Origin of the sequence: Nocardioides sp. zg-DK7169, from assembly GCF_013155365.1 — a bacterium.
In the GTDB taxonomy this organism is placed as follows: domain Bacteria; phylum Actinomycetota; class Actinomycetes; order Propionibacteriales; family Nocardioidaceae; genus Nocardioides.
On sequence record NZ_JABJRA010000005.1, the window covers coordinates 118758 to 134400 of the forward strand.

Annotated in this window: 17 protein-coding genes and 1 pseudogene; 12 read left to right on the forward strand and 6 right to left on the reverse strand. The window is 73.8% G+C overall.

Going from position 1 to position 15643, the window contains the following annotated elements; translation table 11 throughout:
- Positions 1 to 79: 79 nt before the first annotated feature.
- The 3 genes from HOQ23_RS09445 to HOQ23_RS09455 all read left to right on the forward strand — a co-directional run bounded on the left by HOQ23_RS09445 (position 80) and on the right by HOQ23_RS09455 (position 2263).
- Entirely contained in the window at positions 80 to 1153 is a 1074-nt protein-coding gene (locus tag HOQ23_RS09445) for a CoA ester lyase (protein WP_172214098.1), read from the forward strand.
- 1 nt (position 1154) lies between these two features.
- Positions 1155 to 2027: a CoA ester lyase gene (locus HOQ23_RS09450; protein WP_172214100.1), complete on the forward strand. Its 873-nt coding sequence runs from the start codon at positions 1155 to 1157 to the stop codon at positions 2025 to 2027.
- A 92-nt stretch (positions 2028 to 2119) separates the two neighbouring features.
- Complete coding sequence (locus HOQ23_RS09455) at positions 2120 to 2263, forward strand: hypothetical protein (RefSeq protein ID WP_172214102.1); 144 nt, start codon at positions 2120 to 2122, stop codon at positions 2261 to 2263.
- Between the two features lie 58 nt (positions 2264 to 2321).
- Here the strand turns inward: HOQ23_RS09455 and HOQ23_RS09460 are convergent, their stop codons facing one another.
- Positions 2322 to 3560: an NAD(P)/FAD-dependent oxidoreductase gene (locus HOQ23_RS09460; RefSeq protein ID WP_172214104.1), complete on the reverse strand. Its 1239-nt coding sequence runs from the start codon at positions 3558 to 3560 to the stop codon at positions 2322 to 2324.
- 104 nt (positions 3561 to 3664) lie between these two features.
- Here HOQ23_RS09460 and HOQ23_RS09465 point away from each other — a divergent pair, with 104 nt between their 5' ends.
- The 3 genes from HOQ23_RS09465 to HOQ23_RS09475 are packed head-to-tail and all read left to right on the forward strand — an operon-like array spanning position 3665 to position 5807.
- Positions 3665 to 4384, forward strand: a complete 720-nt coding sequence (locus HOQ23_RS09465; protein WP_172214105.1) for an antibiotic biosynthesis monooxygenase — start codon at positions 3665 to 3667, stop codon at positions 4382 to 4384.
- Between the two features lie 47 nt (positions 4385 to 4431).
- On the forward strand, positions 4432 to 4764 hold the full coding sequence (locus HOQ23_RS09470) for a bifunctional 3-phenylpropionate/cinnamic acid dioxygenase ferredoxin subunit (protein ID WP_172214106.1): 333 nt from the start codon (positions 4432 to 4434) through the stop codon (positions 4762 to 4764).
- Positions 4761 to 5807: an aldo/keto reductase gene (locus HOQ23_RS09475; RefSeq protein ID WP_172214107.1), complete on the forward strand. Its 1047-nt coding sequence runs from the start codon at positions 4761 to 4763 to the stop codon at positions 5805 to 5807. Before HOQ23_RS09470 ends, HOQ23_RS09475 begins: the two co-directional genes overlap by 4 nt.
- Here the strand turns inward: HOQ23_RS09475 and HOQ23_RS09480 are convergent.
- The 4 genes from HOQ23_RS09480 to HOQ23_RS09495 form a co-directional block, all read right to left on the reverse strand.
- Complete coding sequence (locus HOQ23_RS09480) at positions 5735 to 6592, reverse strand: hypothetical protein (RefSeq protein WP_172214108.1); 858 nt, start codon at positions 6590 to 6592, stop codon at positions 5735 to 5737. The two genes, HOQ23_RS09475 and HOQ23_RS09480, sit on opposite strands and share 73 nt — an antisense overlap.
- A 49-nt stretch (positions 6593 to 6641) precedes the next feature.
- A complete protein-coding gene (locus HOQ23_RS09485) occupies positions 6642 to 7910 on the reverse strand; it encodes an HNH endonuclease signature motif containing protein (protein WP_172214109.1) in 1269 nt (422 codons plus the stop codon).
- Positions 7911 to 8095: 185 nt separating this feature from the next.
- Positions 8096 to 8677: a dihydrofolate reductase family protein gene (locus HOQ23_RS09490; RefSeq protein ID WP_172214110.1), complete on the reverse strand. Its 582-nt coding sequence runs from the start codon at positions 8675 to 8677 to the stop codon at positions 8096 to 8098.
- 73 nt (positions 8678 to 8750) lie between these two features.
- Positions 8751 to 9521, reverse strand: coding sequence for an SDR family oxidoreductase (locus HOQ23_RS09495; protein WP_172214111.1), 771 nt, complete (start codon positions 9519 to 9521; stop codon positions 8751 to 8753).
- Between the two features lie 101 nt (positions 9522 to 9622).
- On the opposite strand from HOQ23_RS09495, the gene HOQ23_RS09500 reads away from it, so the two are divergent.
- The 3 genes from HOQ23_RS09500 (at position 9623) to HOQ23_RS09510 (ending at position 12174) form a co-directional block, all read left to right on the forward strand.
- Positions 9623 to 10471 (forward strand): helix-turn-helix domain-containing protein, encoded by an 849-nt coding sequence (locus HOQ23_RS09500; RefSeq protein WP_172214112.1) that lies wholly within the window; start codon positions 9623 to 9625, stop codon positions 10469 to 10471.
- 96 nt (positions 10472 to 10567) lie between these two features.
- Complete coding sequence (locus tag HOQ23_RS09505) at positions 10568 to 11134, forward strand: RNA polymerase sigma factor (protein ID WP_172214113.1); 567 nt, start codon at positions 10568 to 10570, stop codon at positions 11132 to 11134.
- Positions 11131 to 12174 carry a hypothetical protein gene (locus HOQ23_RS09510; RefSeq protein ID WP_172214114.1) on the forward strand — a complete coding sequence of 348 codons (1044 nt, stop codon included), beginning with the start codon at positions 11131 to 11133 and terminating at the stop codon, positions 12172 to 12174. The genes HOQ23_RS09505 and HOQ23_RS09510 overlap by 4 nt, the downstream gene beginning before the upstream one ends.
- A gap of 31 nt (positions 12175 to 12205) precedes the next feature.
- On the opposite strand, the gene HOQ23_RS09515 is transcribed toward HOQ23_RS09510, so the two are convergent.
- Positions 12206 to 12352, reverse strand: a complete 147-nt coding sequence (locus tag HOQ23_RS09515; protein ID WP_172214116.1) for a hypothetical protein — start codon at positions 12350 to 12352, stop codon at positions 12206 to 12208.
- 251 nt (positions 12353 to 12603) lie between these two features.
- Between HOQ23_RS09515 and HOQ23_RS09520 the strand changes: the two genes are divergently transcribed.
- From HOQ23_RS09520 to HOQ23_RS21540, 3 genes and pseudogenes are all read left to right on the forward strand, one after another.
- Complete coding sequence (locus tag HOQ23_RS09520) at positions 12604 to 13164, forward strand: TetR/AcrR family transcriptional regulator (protein ID WP_172214117.1); 561 nt, start codon at positions 12604 to 12606, stop codon at positions 13162 to 13164.
- A 56-nt stretch (positions 13165 to 13220) separates the two neighbouring features.
- Entirely contained in the window at positions 13221 to 13436 is a 216-nt protein-coding gene (locus tag HOQ23_RS20855) for a hypothetical protein (protein WP_253945412.1), read from the forward strand.
- Between the two features lie 88 nt (positions 13437 to 13524).
- Positions 13525 to 15632 (forward strand): annotated as a pseudogene (locus HOQ23_RS21540) (copper-translocating P-type ATPase).
- Positions 15633 to 15643 lie beyond the last annotated feature (11 nt).

Below are 15643 nucleotides of genomic sequence, written 5' to 3' on the forward strand. Positions count from 1 at the left end.
AGACCGGCGACGGACCCGCCCGCGGCAGCGAGACATGCCTCATACCGGCCGGTAGCCCCCCGCTGCTACGTTCGCCGCCATGTCGAGCACCCAGAGTCCCAAGGACTTCTTCCGACCCCTGGCCGTCGGTGCCCCCGAGCCGCTGCGCGAGGTGCCGGCGCGGCCGAGCCGGGCCATCCACTTCTTCGATCCGAGCAACCCCAAGATGGCCGCGAAGGTGCCCGACATGGTCGGCACCGTCGACGTGCTGCTGGGCAACCTCGAGGACGCCGTCAAGGCCGACAACAAGCTGGCCGCGCGCGAGGGCCTGGTCGAGATCGCCCGCAGTACTGACTTCGGCCCCACCCAGCTGTGGACCCGGATCAACTCCCTCGACAGCCCCTGGGCGCTCGACGACCTGACCACCCTGGTGCCGGCGATCGGCGACAAGCTCGACGTGATCATGGTGCCGAAGGTGCAGGGCGCCGAGGACATCCACTACGTCGACCGGCTGCTCGCCCAGCTCGAGGCGAAGGCCGGGCTGACCCGCCCGATCCTGGTCCACGCGATCCTCGAGACCGCCCGCGGCGTGGCCAACGTCGAGGAGATCTGCGGGGCCTCCCCGCGCATGCAGGGCCTCTCCCTCGGCCCGGCCGACCTCGCCGCGGACCGCCGGATGAAGACCACCCGCGTCGGCGGCGGCCACCCCGGCTACCTGGTGCGGCAGGACCCGGTCGGCGGCGACATCGACGGCCCGCGCACGACGTACCAGCAGGACCTGTGGCACTACACGATCGCGCGGATGGTCGACGCCTGCGCGACGCACGGGATCTACCCCTACTACGGCCCGTTCGGCGACATCACCGACGTGGTGGCCTGCGAGGACCAGTTCCGCAACGCCTTCCTGCTCGGCTGCGTCGGCACCTGGAGCCTGCACCCCAAGCAGATCGCGATCGCCAACCGCGTCTTCTCCCCCAGCGTCGAGGACGTCACCCACGCCCGCCGGGTCGCCAAGGCGATGGGCGACGGCACCGGCGCGGTGATGCTGGACGGGAAGATGGAGGACGACGCCTCCCTCAAGCAGTGCCTGGTGATGGTGGAGCTGGCCGAGCAGCTGGCTGCCGTCGACCCGGAGCTGAAGAAGGCCTACGACGCGATCGAGCTGGAGGACTGAGATGACGAGCGAGACCTACACCCCGCTGCGCTCGGTGCTCTACATGCCGGGCTCCAACGCGCGCGCCCTCGAGAAGGCCAAGTCGATCCCCTGCGACGCCTTGATCCTCGATCTCGAGGACGCCGTCTCCCCCGACGCCAAGGAGGCGGCCCGCGAGGCGGCCTGCGCCGCCGTGGCCTCGGGCGAGTACGGACGTCGCACCGTCACGATCCGCGTCAACGGCCTCGGCACCGACTGGCACCACGCCGACCTCACCGCCGCCGCGCAGGCCGGCCCGGCCGCGATCGTCGTCCCGAAGGTCAACAGCGCCGCCGAGGTCAAGCAGCTCGTGGCGGCCATGGAGCGCGCCGGGGCGCCGGAGCACACCAAGCTCTGGGCGATGATCGAGACGCCCGTGGCGATCCTCGACGTGCTCTCCATCGCGCGCGCCTCGGATCGGCTCACGGCGTTCGTGATCGGCACCAACGACCTGGTCAAGGAGCTCTACGCCGAGCACGTGCCCGGCCGCGCGCCGATCCTGCCCTCGCTGCACACCGCCCTGCTGGCCGCCCGCGCCGCCGGGATCGCGATCCTCGACGGCGTCTACAACGACGTGAAGGACCTCGACGGCTTCCTCGCGGAGTGCCGGCAGGGCCGCGAGATGGGCTTCGACGGCAAGACCCTCGTCCACCCTGGCCAGGTCGCCGGCGCCAACGAGGCGTTCGCGCCCTCGGCGCAGGCCGTGGAGGACGCCCGCGGGCTGATCCAGGCCTGGGAGGACGGCCAGGGGGCCGGCGTGGTGACCTACCAGGGCCGGATGGTGGAGAACCTGCACGTCGAGTCCGCGCGACGCACGCTCAGCATCCACGAGGCGGTCCTCGCGCTGGGAGCGTGACCAGGCTCTCCCCGGTGTCCGGGAACTGTGGACGTTTGCAATTGCGAACGTCCGGTTAACGGTCGTCCATCACCTAGAAGAGGGAGTACGACATGGTTGTCCTCGGACTTATCCTGCTGATCATCGGCCTCGTGGCGAGCATCCCGGTCCTCACCACGATCGGCGCGATCCTGATCGTCGTCGGACTGATCCTCAACCTCGTGCCGATGGGCGGTACGCGACGCAGGGTCTTCTGACCGAAGTTGCACCGCAGCGAGGAGCCCCGGACCGTGATGGTCCGGGGCTCTCGCTGTCTCAGGCCTTCGCCAGCGACCGGGCCAGGCGGCGCAGGTCCTGCGTCTCGTCGGCCAGCAGGTCGTCCTCGACGACCACCCCGGCCTCGATCAGGCTCATCGCGCCACGCACGTCCTTCACCCGCTGCACCGACACCACGCCGACCAGCCGGCCGGCGGCGTCGAGGTGGAACCAGCTGCGTCCGCCGCCCGTGCGCTCCACGACCCGCTCACCCGCCGCGGGCACGCCGGCCACCTGCAGGCGCAGGTCGCCCTGGTCGGACCAGAACCACGGCACCGGGGGCGCGGCCGGCTCGCGTCCGAGCATGGTGTGCGCTGCCGCCACGCCCTGGGTCTGGGCGCTCTGCCACTGCTCGACCCGCACCCGCCCGCCGTACCAGGGGTCGGGCGAGGAGGCGACGTCGCCGGCGGCGAGCACGTGCGGGTGCGAGGTCGTCGCGGAAGCGTCGGTGAGCACCCCGTCGCCGACCGCGAGCCCCGCGTCGCGGGCCAGCTCGTCGGCCGGCTCCATCCCGATCCCGACCACGACGCAGGACGCAGGCAGCCTGCGCCCGTCGGCCAGCACCACCTCGCGGACCCGGTCGTCGCCGACGACCTCGCTGACGGCGGCACCGAGCTCGAGGCGTACGCCGGACGCGCGGTGGGCGGCCGCGACCTCCTCCGCGGCGGGCGGGGGCAGCACCCGCGCGAGCAGCCGCGCGGCAGCCTCCACGACCGTGACCTCGCAACCGAGGGCGCGCGCCGAGGCCGCGACCTCCAGGCCGACGAAGCCACCGCCGACGACGACCACGGGTCCGCCCCTGGCGAGCAGCGCCCGCAGTCGCTCGGCGTCATCGATCGTGCGCAGTCCGGTGACCCCGGGCAGGTCGGCACCGGGCACCGGCAGGGTGCGGGCGCGCCCGCCGGTGGCCAGCAGCACCCGGTCCACGTCCAGGCGGGCGCCTGAGGCGAGCTCGAGGCGGCCGCAGTCGAGGTCGAGGGCGGCGACCCGCTCGCCCAGCACCAGCTCGATCCCGAGCTCGGCCGCCCGCTCCTGGCCGAGCAGCTGGGTGCGCGCACCGGGCACGGCCCCGACCAGCACGTCCTTGGACAGCGGCGGGCGGTCGTACGGCGCGTGCGGCTCGTCCCCGACGAGGAGCAGGCGCCCGTCGTACCCGAGCTCGCGCAGCGTCTCGGCGGCCCGGAAGGAGGCGAGGCCCCCGCCGACGAGACCGATCGAGGACGGAGTGATGTGGTCCATGGCACCACGTCTACTCGGCGCGGCCCGCTGCGGTCCCGCACGCCGTTCTGTCATGCGGAACGGGTTCGTGGCCGGAGCGCCTCCCCTCCCTCGAGGCTCATCGCGTGGCCATCCGGATCCTGCACCGCCTGACCCTCCCCTCCTCCGCCGACGAGCGGCTGGCAGAGGAGGCCCGACTCGTCCGCACCCTGCCCGGGTGCCGGGAGGCCGAGGCCTACCGCAGCCTGCGCGACCCGCTGGAGGTCGCGGTGGTGCAGCTGTGGCAGGACGAGTCGGCCCACGACGCGTACGCCGCGGACGTCGCCGCCGCCACGGTGCCCTCGCTGGTCGCCGAGCTGGCCGCGCGCGACGAGGTCCGCACGGAGGCCTACACGCACGAGTACTTCTCGCCCGCCGACGGCGTGTGGACCGCCGCCTCCCAGGGAGCCGCGCGCCGGATCGTGTGGCCGGCCCGCGGGCCGGTGCGGATCGTGATCCAGTCCTGCTTCGCCGATCCCGAGGGAGAGGCGCCGGCACTGCTGGCCAACGAGCGCGAGACCTTGCGCGAGCCGGGCTGCGAGGAGTTCGCCTGGATGCGCGGGGTCGAGGACGCCCGCCACATCCTGCTGCTCGAGCGCTGGTCCAGCCAGCGCATCTACGACCAGCACTGGGTGCTGCGCCGACGCACCGCCAGTGGCGGCCCGGCCCGGGTGCGCGCCGAGCGCACCCACGGCACCAACGGCGCGGAGTTCTACCGCCACCAGCAGTTCCGGCTGCTCTACGGGCGCTGGCTGCCTGCAGACCCGGATGACTTTCCGACCACCGTGGACTGGCCGGCTCGCTGAGCCGGCTCCCCGGCGTACCCCTGATCGAGAACGACGAGAGGAACACGATGAGCTGGCTGAAGGTGTGTGCCGTGAGCGACATCGAGGACGGCGAGGCCCACAAGGTCGACTCGGTACGACCGCCGATCGCCGTCTACCACCTGGACGGCGAGTTCTTCGCGACCGCCGACACCTGCTCGCATGCCGACTCCTCCCTGTCGGAGGGCTACGTCGAGGACGGCGAGGTGGAGTGTGTGTGGCACTTCGCGAAGTTCTGCATCCGCACCGGCGCCGCCAAGTCGCTCCCGGCCACCGAGCCGATCCGGACCTACGAGGTGAAGGTCGAGGACGGCCACGTGCACGTCCTCCTCGACGCGTCCGTCATCGCCATCCCCGCGTGAGGGTCCCGCTCGGCAGCACCGGCCTCCACGTCTCGCGTCTCGCGCTAGGCACCGCCACGTTCGGGGTGGCCCCGCGCGCCGAGGACGTCGACCGACTGCTCGGCACCGCTCTCGACGCGGGCCTCAACCTCCTCGACACCGCCAGCTCCTACGGCGACCAGACCCGCTTCGACCGGCCTGGTGCTCCGGCCGCCGGTCGCCGAGAGTCCGCCGAGGAGCTGATCGGTCGCCACCTCGGCACCCGCCGTGACGAGGTGGTGCTGTGCACCAAGGTCGGCGAGCGGATCTTCCCCGGCGCGCACGGCCGCGGCCTGGGGCGCACGCACGTACGCCGCGCGCTGGAACGCAGCCTGCGCCGCCTGCGCACCGACCACGTCGACGTGCTGCACGCCCACCACCACGACCCCGATACCCCCGTCGACGAGCTGCTGCTCACCTTCGCCGACCTGGTCCGCGAGGGCTCGATCCGTCACTACGGCATCTCCACCTATGCCGGCTGGCAGGTCACCGAGATCGCCCTGCGCGCCGACGCGCTCGGCCTCCCGCGCCCCGCCGTCCACCAGGTCCGCTACTCCGCGCGACACCGGCAGGTCGAGGCCGAGGTCCTCCCCGCCTGCCGCCACCTCGCCGTCCCCGTCACCGCCTTCAGCCCGCTCGCCGGCGGACTTCTCGCCGCGGGCACCGAGGACCGGACCCACCTCGGCTCCGCCAGGTGGCAGGGCCCCGGACCCGACGTCGCTGATCGCCGCTTCGCCGGCTCCTTCCGCGCCGTCGCTGCCGAGCACGGGCTCGATCCGGCGGTCCTCGCACTGGCGTGGGTGCTCGCGCAGGACGGCGTCGTCAGCGCCGTCGTCGGGCCGGAGTCGGCAGACGAGCTGGCCGGGCTGGTGCCCGCGATGGAGGTCGAGCTCTCCGCGGAGGTCGACGAGGCCGTGCGGGCGTTGGACGGGCAGCTCTCCGCGGCGGCGCCCTACTCGGGCGCGCTCTCGGGCGAGGTGCCCCGGAGCCCCGGGGACGACCCGGCGCCGACGCCGGGGACGTAGACGAGCGGGCCGCGCTCGCTGGCGGGCGGCAGGCCGACGCCCGGCGTCTTGCCGTATCTGAAGGTCGCGGCGAAGGGCCCCGGCTGCGGATCGATGCCGCTGAACTCGGCGCGCACCAGCCGCAGGTCGCTGTCGACCCACAGGTCGTAGGTGGTGGGGACGTCCAGGACATCGGTGCCCACCTCGGAGCCCTGCACCTGCAGGCGCCGCGTCGTCACCCCGTCGGGCCCGGTCTCGACGCCCAGGTCGGTCAGGATCGGCGAGCCGGGGAGCGAGGCGAACCGGGTCACCGGGTCGAGGACAAGCAGGCCCTGGATCACCAGGGCGCCGATGGAGCTGTCCTTCTCCGTGCAGCTGTAGGGCCGCGGGCTCGGCTGGATCCAGCCCATCGCGTTGTTGCCCCATGCCTTGACGGCGAGGCCCGTCGCGCGATTCACGCACACCCGGCCGTCCGCCAGCTGCAGCTGCGCGTGCTCGGCGCCCTCCGCCTCCCAGGTGAAGCGCCGCGCGGCCCGGAACGGCGACGCCGACGACGGCGCGAGGTGGATGGTCGTCTCGTACTGGCCGCCGCTCACCACGGCGCGTACGCCGCCGGCCCGCACCATCTCGCCGAGCAGCGCATCGCGCACGGCATCGGTGTCGGCGTCGAGCTTGCCGGTGCCGAGCGGGTTGGCGAGGGTCGCCGGCCCGGAGTCGCTGCCTTCCGGCGCGGAACCGTCCGCATTGCACCCGGCCGCGAGCGCGGCGACGAACACGATCCCGAGAATTCCTGCACGCCGCTTCACGCGGGCACGGTAGACCGAAACGACAGCCATTGGCGTCCCCCATATTCGTCTAGATCCGTCTCGAGAATCGGAGGTCGCCGTTCGGCATCCGCTGGTGGAGATAACGCTCGTCGTGGATCAGATGGTGGTGGTGGCTGCAGAGGAGGAGGGCGTTCGCCAGATCGGTCCTCCCGCCGGCTGACCAGGGCGTGAGGTGGTGTGCCTCGCACCAGGTGGAGGGAATCGTGCAGCCGTCCGCGCGGCACTCGGAGTCGCGGATCGCGAGCGCCTTGCGTTGTCCGGGACTGAACAACCGGGTCGCTCGGCCGAGATCGAGCGGCACCGAGCGGGTGCCCAGCACCGCGGGCACCAGGCCCGCCGTGCAGGCCAGTCGCCGTGCCTCGCCGGCCGTGATCCGGGAGCCGTCGGCGAGCGTGGCGGTGCCGAGGCCGGCGGTGAGGGTGGCGAGGTCCATGGTGATCACGAGGGTGGTGGCGTCGCCGCCGTGCAGGGGAAGCCGGGCCGGGTCGAGGGCCTCCATCAGGGAGCAGAACGCCTCGCCGAGCCGCCGCTCGTAGGGCACCCGGCGGCCGTCCGCGTCGGCCGCCACGGCCTCGCCGTCCCCCTTGCGCGGGTTGGTGAACGACTCCAGCATCGTGGTCAGCCGCAGTGCGACGGCCTCGGGCACCCGCGCCCGGATCAACGCCGTGCCGTCGCCCTGGTGCTGCACGCTCAACGTCGTACGCCGTCGCGCCCGACGCTCCGCCGCCTCGAGCTGACGCCGCTCCAGCTCATCGGCCCACTGCGGCGCGACCACCTCGAGCAGCCGCTCCCCCAGCCGGCGCAGCTCCCGCGGGCCGAAGTCGACTGCCTGCTCCACGAGGTGAGCCTCCGCCCGGCTGAGGACGTCGGCCCACTCCTCGGCCGGGGCGTCCACCAGGTCACGAGCGCAGGCCAGGTCGTCGAGGGCCGCCACGACCACCTGCCCCTGGTCGACGCTCAGCCGACCTTCGGCCAAGGCGGAGCCGACGCCGTGCCAGCGCCGCTCGCACGCCACCCCGAGCCGCTGCGCGCGCCGGGTGGTGGTCAGCGAGTCGCGCGAGCGGTGGGCGAGCCACGACGCGACGTCGCGATGCCCCTCGGCGTCCGCGACGTCGTCGGCGCACGCGATCATCCGCGCCACGATCGCCTGCGCGCGCGACGATGCCAGCGCCCCCATCAGCAGGGCCTGGCGCTTCGTGGTCACCGGGAGGAAGACCGGGTCCCGCTCGGCCAGCCGGTCGAGATCGGCGTGCAGGCGCTCCAGATCGGCGAGGTAGGGATCGACCGTGTGGGCCACCGGAGCCTCCCGAGATCAGGCGCTGCCACCGCTCAAATAGTACACGTGTTCGAACGGTTTTGGAAGGCCGTCAGGGACATTCGAAGAATCTGTGGACAAGTCCCCGCTCCTGTCCACAGAAAGGCCGAAGTTATGCACAGCGACGACACCCGCGAATGCGGACGAATGCCGCATATTCGTCAGGATCAGTGCCGGGTGGGGCGGTAGACCAGCTCCTGGACCCGACCGTCGAGGGTGCGGCTCTCCAGCAGCTCGAGGTCGAAGTCGTCGGCGCCGCCGAAGACCGGCATGGTCCCGGTCCGGCCGGTGAGGACCGGGAAGAGGGTCACCTGCACCCGGTCCACCAGGCCGGCGGCCATCAGCGCGCGGTTCAGCGACAGGCTGCCGTGCGAGCGCAGCGGGGCGTCGGACTCCCCCTTCAGCCGGGCGACCACCTCGACGGCGTCACCGCTCGCGACCGTGGCGTCGGGCCAGTCGAGCGGACCGCTCAGCGTCGAGGACACCACCGTGGTCGGCAGCCGCGTCATCGCGGTGACCCACGCGTCGCGCACCTCGGAGTCGTCGGCGCCGGTCGCCAGCATCCGCTGGAAGTCGCGGAACGTGGTGGCGCCCAGCACCAGGCGCTGGTCCCCGTCGTACTGGGCGCGACGACGCTCGAGGAGCTCCGGCCCCTGCTTGCCCCAGTAGCCGCCCCAGTCCCCGCCGGGGCCGTAGGAGCCGTAGCCGTCGAGGCTGGCGAAGACGTCGAAGGTGTAGGTCGCGCTCATCATGCTCCTGCCCGGCGGTGGTCCCCGGGGAGTGACCGGGCGTGCCCCATCCGACCAGCCACCACCCCCGAAGTCATCGCTGGCGCGCGTGCGGGTCCCGGCTGTTGAGGGACGCGACGACCTCGGCGCGGACGCCGCGCGCCTCGGCGTACCGCAGCGGCTTGACGTTCTCGACCAGGATCTCGTCGGCGTCGGGATGCGCCTCGAGCAGCGCGACCACCTCGGCCACGAAGTCCTCGAGCGGCATCGCGACGTCGCTCGTCTCCTGCCCGGGCATCAGGCCGGTGCGCACCGCCGGCGGCACCAGCTCGACCATCCGCACGCTCGTGCCGGCCAGCTGGAGGCGAACCGAGTCGGTGAGCTGGTGGACGGCGGCCTTGGTCGCGTTGTAGGTCGGGGTCACCTCGAGCGGCACGAAGGCCAGCCCCGAGGAGACCGTCATGATCGTCGCCTCCGGTCGGGACCGCAGGTGCTCGATGAACGCCGCGACCAGGCGGATCGGGCCGAGCAGGTTGGTGGTGACCGTGGCCTCCGCGGTGGCCAGGAACCCCTCCGGGGTGGTCCAGTCCTCGGCGCGCATGATGCCGGCCATCGTGACCAGCACGTCGAGGTCCGGATGGGCGGCGAGGACCTCCTCGGCAGCCGCCTCGATGCTCTTCGCGTCGGCGGTGTCGATCTGCACGGTGCCGAGGCCGGGGTGCTCGGCGGCGAGCTGGTCGAGGAGCTCGCCACGCCTGCCCCCGATGACGACCGTGCTGCCGAGCTCTCGCAGGCGGAGGGCGAGCGCCAGGCCGATGCCGCTGGTCGCGCCGGGGATGAAGACGGTGCTTGCGTGGATTCTCATGCCCTCCACGCTCCGCGCTCCTCCGACCGCGCACCAGAGCGCAGCCATCCAGGGACCGCCGGTCCCTGGCTCGCGCCCGGGCCAGCCCGGATACTCTCGGGATGGACCGCAGCGCCCTGGCCGACTTCCTGACCCGGCACCGCCACGCCCTGCAGCCCGCCGACGTCGGCCTGCCGCCCGGCGCCCGCCGTCGTACGCCGGGGCTGCGCCGCGACGAGGTGGCCCTGCTGGCGACCATGTCGACCGACTACTACGCGCGCCTGGAGCAGCAGCGCGGTCCGCAGCCCAGCACCCAGATGCTCGCCGCGCTCGCCCGGGCGCTGCGGCTCTCCGCGGAGGAGCGCGACTACCTCTACCGCGTCGCCGGGCACAGCGCGCCCGACCAGGTCGCGGCCACCGAGTACGTCGCCCCGGCGCTGCTGCGGGTGCTCGACCGGCTCACCGACACCCCCGCGCTGATCCTCTCCGTGCTGGGCGAGCCGCTGGTCCAGAACCACCCGGCGCGGGCGCTGTTCGGCGACGCCCGTGTGCACACCGGCCTGGCGCGCAGCGAGATCTACCGCTGGTTCACCGACCCGACGGACGCGCGCCGGATGTACCCGGTCGAGGACCACGAGCACCAGTCCCGCGCCCAGGTCGCCTCCCTGCGCGCGGCGTACGGGCTCCTGGGCGCGAGCTCGCGCGCCGGCGAGATCGTGCGCGAGCTGCAACGGCGCAGCCCCGAGTTCACCGCGCTGTGGGAGCGCCACGAGGTGGGGCGCCGCTTCGCCGACCACAAGGTCCTCCTGCACCCCGAGATCGGCCCGATCGAGCTGGACTGCCAGGCCCTGTTCACCGAGGACCAGCACCAGGCGCTGCTGGTCCTCACCGCCGCCCCGCACAGCGAGGCCGCGGAGAAGCTGCGGCTGCTGAGCGTCCTCGGCACCCAGCAGTTCGCCGACTCGCGCTGAGGGACGCCTCGGCGGTCCGGGCGCCGGCCTAGACCTCTCGCCACCTCGTCGGAGCAGCCCCGCAACGCCACGCCCGGTGCCGGACATGGTGGGGGCATGAGGGAGTTTCCCGAGGGTCGCGAGCAGGAGTTCCGGCGTCTGTACGCCGCGTACTTCGACGCCGTCCTCGGCTACGCGCTGCGGCGTACCGAGCGGCCCGAGGACGCCGCCGACGTCACCGCGGAGACCTTCCTGGTCGCCTGGCGACGCCTCCCGCACGTCCCTCCAGGCGAGGAGGCCCGGCCGTGGCTCTACGGCGTTGCGCGCCGGACGCTGGCCAACCACCGGCGCGGCGAGCGGCGGCGCAGCGACCTCGGCGCCCGGCTGCGCCGCGAGCTGCCCGCCGCACTGCCGGACGCCGCCGCGGAAGTGGTGCAGCGCGCCGACGTGACCGCCGCGATGCGCCGGCTCAGCGCACGGGACCAGGAGGTGCTCGAGCTGCACCTGTGGGAGCGCCTGGAGCCGCGCGAGATCGCCGAGGTGCTCGGGCTGACCACGGTGGTGGTCCGACCCCGGCTCTCCCGGGCACGGGCCCGGCTGCGCGAGCTGCTCGGCAACGAACCCGAGCCGCTCGGACATGACCTCACCAGACATCCGATCGCCCACCGGGAGGAGCCGACATGAACCCGAAGCTGACCGACGAGGCCGTGGGCGCGCTGCCGCTCTCGCCCGGGCGCGAGGAGCTCCTGGAGGAGATCATCATGAGCACACCCCTGCACGAGGCCGGCGCACCCGGCGCCACCGACGCCCGCTCGCGCCGCAGCCGGTGGCTGGTGCCGCTGGTGGCCGCCGCGACCGTCGCCGCGCTCGCCACCCCGCTGTGGTGGGGCGAGGTCACCACGGGCGGGACGGCGGAGCCGACCGCCGTCGAGAGCGCCGACCCCGGTGACAGCGGGGAGGCCTACCGCGTGGTCCTCGACGCACCCGGCTGGATGCTGGAGACCGCCTCGGTGGAGGCCTCGAGCGCAGAGCTGACCTACCGGCGCGGGGCGGACCAGGAGGTCTCGGTGATGTGGTCGGAGGAGGACTCCTACGAGGACTACCTCGTCGACCGCGAGCACATCACCGACCCGCCCTCCCCCGGAGAGCCGATCGTCGTCCTGGGCCGCGACGCGCGAATGTGGGCCTACGGCCCCACCGACCACACGATGATGCGCGAGCCCCAGCGGGGCCACTGGGCGGAGGTCCGGGGCACCGGGATGGACCGCGCCGGCTACGAGGCGCTGCTCGCCCGCCTGCGGCTGGTGGACCAGGCCGGCCTGGAGTCCACGTTCTCCGGAGGCTTCGTCGCCTCCGGCGCCCACAGCGAGGCGATCACGGAGATCCTCCACGGGATCGGCTCGGTGGCCGACCCCGTGCTCCCCGCCGACGTCGCGCCCGGGTCGATCGCCTCGGACCAGAGCGACCCCTACCACCTCGGCGCCGATGTCGCCGGCGCCGTGGCCTGCGCCTGGCTCGACGAGCTCCGCGCGGCACACCGCGCCGGGGACGAGGACCGGGCCGCCGCGGCGGCCACCGCCCTGGCGACGTCGCGGCGCTGGCCGGTGCTGCGGGAGATGGCGGACGACGGCGGCTACGCCGACGTGCTGTGGGGCTACGCCGACCAGGTGGCGGCGGGCACCGTGCCGCGCGGCTACCGCCAGGGCCTCGGCTGCCCCAGCTGACCCGCCCCGGCGAGTGCACGATGCGCCCGGCTCACCCCGGGACAGCGGCGGGCCGCGCGCCGCGGAAGCACTCGATCGCGGCCACCAGCCCGGCGGGGTCCTCGAGCATCGGCAGGTGCCCGGTGGCGAGCTCGGCGCTCCAGGCGGCACCGAGGACCTCCGCGCTGCGTCGCTGCACCGCGACAGGGAGCTGGCGGTCGTCGGCGGTCGTGACGTAGCCCCGCCACCCGCTCCACCCACCGGTGGCGGTGCGGTCGCGGTAGAGCTCCTGCGACTCGGGGACGAAGTCGGCGGCCAGGCGGTCCGCGACCGGCTCCTCGAACCCGTGCGCGAGCGAGCGGCGGCCCCGCCGAGCACCGCGCGCGCCGTCGCGGACGGGTAGCCGAACGACGATTCGCCTCCCTACCGACCGGTCGGTAGGCTGATCTCATGAGCACCTCCCCCGACACCCGCACCCAGGTGCTGGACGCCTTCGCCGCCCAGCTCGCCACCCTCGGCTACGCCGGCGTCTCGCTGAGCGCCGTCGCCCGCGAGGCCGGCATCCAGAAGCCCTCGCTCTACCACCACTTCCCCCAGGGCAAGGAGAGCCTCTACGAGGCGGTCGCGCTGCGCTTCGTCGACGACATGGAAGCCCGGATCCGGGCCGCCGTCGGCAGCGGCGGGCTGGAGGACCGGCTCCGCGCGCTCGGCGCCGTCTCGGCGGCCCACGCGGCGACGAACGGCGTCTCCTTCGAGCAGCGCGTCTACGACGCCCTCGCCCAGGTCGGCGAACAGACCCGCGACCGGGTCTCGCGGCGCTACGTCGGCGGCGTGCTCGACCCGGTGACCGAGGTCTTCGCCGCGGCCGTCGCCGACGGCGAGCTGACCGGCGAGCCGGCGTTCCTCATGAACGCCTTCCTGCACCTGATGCGGGCCACCGACCTCGCCGCCGGCGCCGACGAGCCGGCCCGGCTGGTCGCGCTCTTCCTCGACGGCGCCCGTCCGCGCTGACCCCGCCACGCACCCGGGGGTACGCCGATGCGTCCACCGCGGGGAGAATGCGGGTCATGGACGAGCACGCGCGCACCGGCGCCGAGACCCTGCAGGTCCGGATCGCGATGGGAGCGGCCGTCGGCATCACCGCGGGCGTCGTCCTGTTCCTGTGGACCGACTCCTGGGCGGTCATCGGGCTCGCGGTGGTGCTGGGCCTCCTCGTCGCCGCCCTGCCCCCGGGGCGCGGCCGCACCGGGCCGGCCGAGGACGGCACCCCCGACGGGGACTGACCCCGGGCGCAGGACCCTTGCACCCTCCCGGCCGCGGGCGCACGCTGCGGGGATGGACAGCAGCGAGGGCGCGGAGTACACCTGCCCGATGCACCCCCAGGTCCGCCAGCGCGGTCCGGGGGTCTGCCCGATCTGCGGGATGGCGCTGGAGCCGGTGACGGTCTCGGCCGACGACGGCCCGAGCCCGGAGCTCGTGGACATGACCCGCCGGTTCTGGGTCGCGGTCGTGCTGTCGGTCCCGGTGGTGGTGCTCGGCATGGGCGCGGAGCTGATCGACGCGCTGCGCGACGCGGTCCCACCCCGGACCTCGGCCTGGGTGCAGCTCGTCTTCGCCACCCCGGTGGTGTGGTGGGCCGGCTGGTCGTTCTTCACCCGCGGCTGGACCTCGGTGCGGACGAGGAAGCTCAACATGTTCACCCTCATCGCGATGGGCACCGGCGTCGCGTGGCTGTTCAGCGTGGTCGCCACCGTGGCGCCGGGGATCTTCCCGGAGTCGTTCCGCACGATGGACGACACGGTGCCGGTCTACTTCGAGGCGGCCTCGGTCATCACGACGCTGGTGCTGCTCGGGCAGGTCCTGGAGCTGCGTGCCCGCGAGCGCACCTCCGGCGCGATCAAGGCGCTGCTGGATCTCACGCCCTCGACCGCGCACCGCCTCGCCGAGGACGGCACCGAGACGGAGGTGACCCTCGACCGGGTGCAGGTCGGGGACCGCCTGCGGGTCCGCCCCGGGGAGCAGGTCCCGGTCGACGGGGTCGTCGTCGAGGGCCGCACCTCGGCGGACGAGTCGATGGTGACCGGCGAGGCCATGCCGGTCACCAAGAAGGTCGGCGACCGGGTCATCGGTGGCACCCTGACCGCCGGCGGCGCCGTCGTGATGGAGGCCCGGGCGGTGGGGCGCGACACGATGCTGGCCCGCATCGTGCAGATGGTCGCCGAGGCGCAACGCTCCCAGGCCCCGATCCAGCGGCTGGTGGACAAGGTCGCCGCGGTCTTCGTGCCGGCCGTGATCGCCGTCGCCGTCATCACCTTCGTGGTCTGGGCGGTCGTGGGCCCGGAGCCGCGCTTCGCGCACGCCCTCGTCGCCGCGGTCAGCGTGCTGATCATCGCCTGCCCCTGCGCGCTGGGTCTCGCGACGCCGATGTCGATCATGGTCGGGGTCGGCCGCGGCGCGAGCCTCGGCGTGCTCATCAAGAACGCCGGGGCCCTCGAGCGGCTCGAGCAGGTCGACACGCTCGCGGTCGACAAGACCGGCACCCTGACCGAGGGCAGGCCGGCGGTCACCCGGCTGGTCACCGTCGACGGCGTCGGCCATGCCGACCTGCTGCGGCTGGCCGGTGCGGCCGAGCAGCCTCCGAGCACCCGCTCGCGCGCGCCGTCGTGACCGCCGCCCAGGACCCGTCGTACGCCCGCCCGGGCACGACCCTCCCGGCCGTCGACGGCTTCGAGGCTCCCGCCGGGCGCGGCGTCACCGGCGACGTGGAGGGCCACCGGGTGGCCGTCGGCAGCGCCGGGCTCCTCGCCTCCCTCGGCGCCGATCCCTCCGTCCTGGCCGAGCCGGCCGACGCCGCGCGCAGCGAGGGCGCGACGGCCGTCCTCGTCGCCCTCGACGGGCACCCCGCCGGCGTGCTCGCGGTCGCGGACCCGGTCAAGGCGACCACGCCCGAGGCGCTCGCCCGGCTGCGCGAGGCCGGCGTCGAGGTCGTGATGGTCACCGGCGACAACCCGGTCACCGCGCAGGCGGTCGCGGACCGGCTCGGCATCGGCCGTGTGGAGGCCGAGGTGATGCCGGACCGCAAGGCCGACGTGGTGGCGGCGCTGCGCGCGGAGGGCCGCGTCGTCGCGTACGCCGGGGACGGCATCAACGACGGCCCCGCCCTCGCCGCCGCGGACGTCGGCCTGGCCATGTCGACCGGCACCGACGTCGCCATCGAGTCCGCCGGCATCACGCTGCTGCACGGCGACCTGACCGGCATCGCGAGGGCGCGACGGCTCTCGCAGGCCACGATGCGCAACATCCGCAGCAACCTGTGGCTGGCCTTCGGCTACAACACCGCCGGCATCCCGCTCGCCGCCGGCGTGCTCTACCCCGCCTTCGGCTGGCTGCTGTCCCCGATGGTCGCCGCGGCCGCCATGGCGCTCTCGTCGGTCAGCGTGATCACCAACGCGCTGCGGTTGCGGACCGTGCGGATCTGACCCGGGCCCGT

Coding starts and splice junctions, on each gene's coding strand:
- HOQ23_RS09495 (WP_172214111.1), bottom strand. CDS start 9,521: ATGAGAATCCACGCAAGCACCGTCTTCATCCCCGGCGCGACCAGCGGC.
- HOQ23_RS09510 (WP_172214114.1), top strand. CDS start 11,131: ATGAACCCGAAGCTGACCGACGAGGCCGTGGGCGCGCTGCCGCTCTCG.
- HOQ23_RS09445 (WP_172214098.1), top strand. CDS start 80: ATGTCGAGCACCCAGAGTCCCAAGGACTTCTTCCGACCCCTGGCCGTC.
- HOQ23_RS09490 (WP_172214110.1), bottom strand. CDS start 8,677: ATGAGCGCGACCTACACCTTCGACGTCTTCGCCAGCCTCGACGGCTAC.
- HOQ23_RS09470 (WP_172214106.1), top strand. CDS start 4,432: ATGAGCTGGCTGAAGGTGTGTGCCGTGAGCGACATCGAGGACGGCGAG.
- HOQ23_RS09520 (WP_172214117.1), top strand. CDS start 12,604: ATGAGCACCTCCCCCGACACCCGCACCCAGGTGCTGGACGCCTTCGCC.
- HOQ23_RS09505 (WP_172214113.1), top strand. CDS start 10,568: ATGAGGGAGTTTCCCGAGGGTCGCGAGCAGGAGTTCCGGCGTCTGTAC.
- HOQ23_RS09500 (WP_172214112.1), top strand. CDS start 9,623: ATGGACCGCAGCGCCCTGGCCGACTTCCTGACCCGGCACCGCCACGCC.
- HOQ23_RS09460 (WP_172214104.1), bottom strand. CDS start 3,560: ATGGACCACATCACTCCGTCCTCGATCGGTCTCGTCGGCGGGGGCCTC.
- HOQ23_RS20855 (WP_253945412.1), top strand. CDS start 13,221: ATGGACGAGCACGCGCGCACCGGCGCCGAGACCCTGCAGGTCCGGATC.
- HOQ23_RS09455 (WP_172214102.1), top strand. CDS start 2,120: ATGGTTGTCCTCGGACTTATCCTGCTGATCATCGGCCTCGTGGCGAGC.
- HOQ23_RS09450 (WP_172214100.1), top strand. CDS start 1,155: ATGACGAGCGAGACCTACACCCCGCTGCGCTCGGTGCTCTACATGCCG.